This is a genomic window from Modestobacter sp. DSM 44400 (assembly GCF_900107175.1).
GTDB lineage: Bacteria > Actinomycetota > Actinomycetes > Mycobacteriales > Geodermatophilaceae > Modestobacter.
In genome coordinates, this window is record NZ_FNOZ01000122.1 from 1 (window position 1) to 3,447 (window position 3,447).

Annotated in this window: 3 protein-coding genes and 1 pseudogene; all 4 read left to right on the forward strand. The window is 69.4% G+C overall.

Annotation, left to right across the window (positions count from 1 at the left end; all coding sequences use genetic code 11):
- Positions 1–170: 170 nt before the first annotated feature.
- Positions 171–1,136, forward strand: coding sequence for a hypothetical protein (locus tag BLW04_RS25005; RefSeq protein ID WP_175484298.1), 966 nt, complete (start codon positions 171–173; stop codon positions 1,134–1,136).
- A 15-nt stretch (positions 1,137–1,151) separates the two neighbouring features.
- Positions 1,152–1,787: pseudogene (locus tag BLW04_RS25010) on the forward strand (alkaline phosphatase family protein); the annotation flags it as partial.
- A gap of 104 nt (positions 1,788–1,891) precedes the next feature.
- Positions 1,892–2,215 (forward strand): hypothetical protein, encoded by a 324-nt coding sequence (locus BLW04_RS25015; protein WP_139307036.1) that lies wholly within the window; start codon positions 1,892–1,894, stop codon positions 2,213–2,215.
- Positions 2,216–2,274: 59 nt separating this feature from the next.
- A partial coding sequence (locus BLW04_RS25020) for an IS256 family transposase (protein WP_091548310.1) occupies positions 2,275–3,447 on the forward strand: 1,173 nt, incomplete at its 3' end.

Below are 3,447 nucleotides of genomic sequence, written 5' to 3' on the forward strand. Positions count from 1 at the left end.
CTTCAGCATCCGCGCCAGCGGGCACGAGAGCGGGACCGCCCGGCTGTTCGCCATGGACCTGCCGCTGTCGGTGCCGCGGCTCTACGTCACCGCACGACACCCTCACCCGCACGATCCCCCTGGCGCCCTACCGCGACGCCCAGGTCGGCAGCAACCCCGACGGGCTGGCGGTGTCTGCGGACGGAGGCACCCTGTACGTCGCCAACTCCGGCAACAACGACGTCGCGGTGGTCGATCTGGGCAAGGACAAGGTCAGCGGGATGATCCCGGTCGGCTGGTACCCCACATCGGTGGTCCTCGCCGATGACAAGCTGTGGGTCACCAACGGCCGGGGGCTGGGCGCCGGCCCCAACAATGGCCCCGGGTACCCGGACCCTTACTCACCCGGGCGCGCCGCGGAGGACCAGTACGCCGGGTCGATGATCCCGGGCACGCTGTCGGTGGTACCCACCCCATCCGCCGGTGAGCTCAGGAAGCTCTCCGAGCAGGTCGTGGCGAACAACGCCTTCGACGAGCGCGGCAAGGTGCGCACGCCGACGGGCACCGGGTCGGTGATCCCCCGCAGGGTCGGTCAGCCCAGCCCGATCAAGCACGTCATCTACGTCGTCAAGGAGAACCGCACCTACGACCAGGTGCTCGGGGATCTGGGCCAGGGCAACGGCGACCCGTCGTTGACCCTGTTCGGAGACGACTCGGCCCCGAACACCCGGGCGCTGGCCAGGCAGTTCACCACCCTCGACAACTTCTACGCCGACGCTGAGATCAGCGCGAACGGCTGGAACTGGGTCACCGCCGCCAACTCCAACTCCTACGCCGAACAGCAGTGGCCGGCGAACTACTCCTCACGCAAGGGCGAGTACCCGTCGGAGAACGCCGACCCCGCGATCGGCCCGAACGTCGACCCGGCCAACTCCCACCTGTGGAACAAGCTCGCCGACAACGACGTCTCCTTCCGGAACTACGGGTTCTACACCAGCCTCAACGCCACCAGCCCACTGCCCGCCACCACGAGCGATCCGGTGCTCAGCCCGGCGACCAACCCCGACTACCCCGGCTACAACCTGAACTGCCCGGACAGCAGCGGCACCTGGGAGCCACGCCAGGAAGGGTGCGGGCCCGGGCGGATCGACACCTGACTCAAGGACTTCCAGGCCGACCAGGCGACGGGCACCATGCCGACCATGCAGTTCGTCCGGCTGCCCAGTGACCACACCTCGGGAACCAAGGAGGGCTTCCCGACGCCGAAGGCCTACGTCGCGGACAACGACTACGCCCTCGGTCGCCTGGTCGATGCAGTCAGCAACTCGGAGTTCTGGAAGGACACCGCAATCTTCGTCACCGAGGACGACGCACAGAACGGGCCCGACCACGTCGATGCCCACCGCACCGTTGCACTGGCCATCAGCCCCTACACGCAGACCGGCACGGTCGACTCCACGTTCTACGACAGCGCCTCCATGCTGCGCAGCATGGAGCTGATCGCCGGGGTCGGGCCGATGACGCAGTTCGACGCCTACGCCACCCCGATGGCCCCGGCATTCACCCAGACCCCCAACCCCGCCCCCTACGCGCTGCGAACCCCGACCCAGGCGTTCGACGAGGTGAACACGGCGGCCGCGCCGATGGCCGCCGAATCAGCGCAGCAGGACTTCACCAAGGAAGACAGGGCCGATGAAAACGTGCTCAACCAGGCGATCTGGAAGAGCGTCCACGGCGCCGACTCGGTAATGCCGAGCCCGCAGCACAACGTCCTCGCGGGAGGCGCGGCCGGCGACACCGACGGCTGACACCCGGTCACCCTCCCAACCCCGTTGAGGGGCCAGGAACCGTGGACAGTTCACTGCCTTCGCGGGGCGCCGTCGTCACCGCAGCAGGCCCGAACATGCGATCCGTGCTGCACGATCTGGCGCTGCCGAGCTTTCAGCGGTGGGGGACCAGGTGGGGCTGGACGGTCCTCGCTCACGAGCTGGCCGAGGACGGCGTCGGCGCGGATGACGGTGCCCAACGCGCCAAGTGGGCGAAACTCCGGCTGCTGCGGGAGGCACTGGAGCACCATCCGATGGCGCTCTGGGTCGACGCGGACGTCCTGCTGCTGCGCGACGACGAGGACGTCTCCGTGCACCTGCACCCGGAAGACTTCCAGGCACTGGCACTGGAGTGGCGTCCACCAAGGTGGTGTGCGACGGCCCCGGTGAGCAGCGGGCCACGGACGTGAGGGCGGCCACCGCGTGATCTTCTTGAAGACCTACCACAGTGCTTCAGGAGACCAACGCGATGACCGCTCCGAGCAGTATCGACCCTGCCCACTTCCTGCACGAGCAGCTGGCCCAGGCCAGCCCTGACCTGCTGCGCCAGATGCTCACCACCTTCATCAACACCCTCATGAGTGCCGAGGCCGACGCGGTCTGCGGCGCCGAGTACGGGGCCCGCTCCGCCGACCGCACCAACGTCCGCAACGGCTACCGGCACCGGGACTTCGACACCCGGGCCGGCACCCTGGACGTGGCGATTCCCAAGCTGCGTTCGGGTTCGTACTTCCCCGACTGGCTGCTGGAGCGCCGTCGCCGCGCGGAGCGGGCGCTGACCACCGTGGTCGCGACCTGCTACCTGCTCGGGGTGAGCACCCGGCGGATGGAGAAGCTGGTCGAGTCTCTGGGCATCACTCGCCCGTCGAAGTCCCAGGTGAGTGAGATGGCCAAGGATCTCGACGGGCAGGTCGCGGACTTCCGGCACCGCCCGCTGGACGCCGGCCCGTACACGTTCCTGGCCGCCGACGCCCTCGTGCTGAAGGTCCGTGAGGGCGGCCGGGTCGTGGGCGTGCACGCCCTGGTCGCCACCGGCGTCAACGCCGACGGCCACCGGGAGATCCTCGGCCTGCAGGTCACCAGCGCTGAGGACGGCGCCGGCTGGCTTGCGTTCTTCCGGGACCTGACCGCCCGCGGCCTCACCGGCGTTCAGCTCGTCACCAGCGACGCGCACGCCGGGCTGGTCGCCGCGATCGGCGCCACCCTGCCGGGTGCTGCCTGGCAGCGGTGCCGAACCCACTACGCCGCGAACTTGATGGCCGCCACGCCGAAGGCGTCCTGGCCGTGGGTGCGGGCGCTGCTGCACTCGGTCTACGACCAGCCCGACGCCGCCTCCGTGCACGCCCAGTTCGACCGGGTCCTTGACGCGCTGGCCGACAAGCTCCCCAAGGTCGCCGAACACCTCGAGGGCGCCCGGGCCGACGTGCTGGCCTTCACCGCCTTCCCCAAGGAGATCTGGCGCCAGATCTGGTCCAACAACCCGCAAGAGCGGCTGAACCGGGAAATCCGCCGGCGCACCGACGTCGTGGGGATCTTCCCCGACCGGAACTCCCTCATCCGCCTCGTCGGCGCCGTGCTCGCCGAGCAGCACGACGAATGGACCGAAGGGCGCCGCTACCTCGGCCTCGACGTCCTCGCCCGC